This is a genomic window from Vibrio sp. 1288, from assembly GCF_033344475.1.
The window spans coordinates 1-501 of record NZ_JAWPOX010001213.1 but is presented as its reverse complement, the minus strand read 5'-3'; the positions used below and the strand labels follow the sequence as shown (position 1 = coordinate 501).

The window sequence follows — 501 nt, the reverse complement described above, 5'->3', positions numbered from 1 at the left end:
GCCAACCATTCGTAAGCTTGCACCAAACGCAACGGTTATTTCAGAGTCTGGCATTTACACTCATCAACAAGTTCGTGACTTAGCAGAATATGCAGACGGCTTTTTGATTGGCAGCTCGCTAATGGCGGAAGACAACTTAGAACTTGCGGTTCGTAAAGTAACGCTAGGTGAAAATAAGGTTTGCGGTCTGACTCACCCAGATGATGCGGCAAAAGCGTATCAAGCAGGCGCAGTATTTGGTGGTCTGATTTTCGTTGAGAAATCAAAACGAGCGGTCGATTTTGAAAGTGCTCGCCTAACCATGAGCGGCGCGCCACTTAATTATGTTGGCGTATTCCAAAATCACGACGCTGACTATGTCGCCTCAATCGTAACGTCTTTGGGCTTAAAAGCCGTACAGTTACATGGACAAGAAGATCAAGAGTACGTCAACCAGCTCAAAACAGAACTACCCGTTGGCGTCGAGATTTGGAAAGCCTACGGCGTGGCGGATACAAAGCC

1 pseudogene is annotated in these 501 nt (G+C 47.3%); it reads left to right on the top strand.

What is annotated here, in order from left to right:
- Window positions 1-501: pseudogene (locus R8O11_RS31745) on the top strand (bifunctional indole-3-glycerol phosphate synthase/phosphoribosylanthranilate isomerase); the annotation flags it as partial.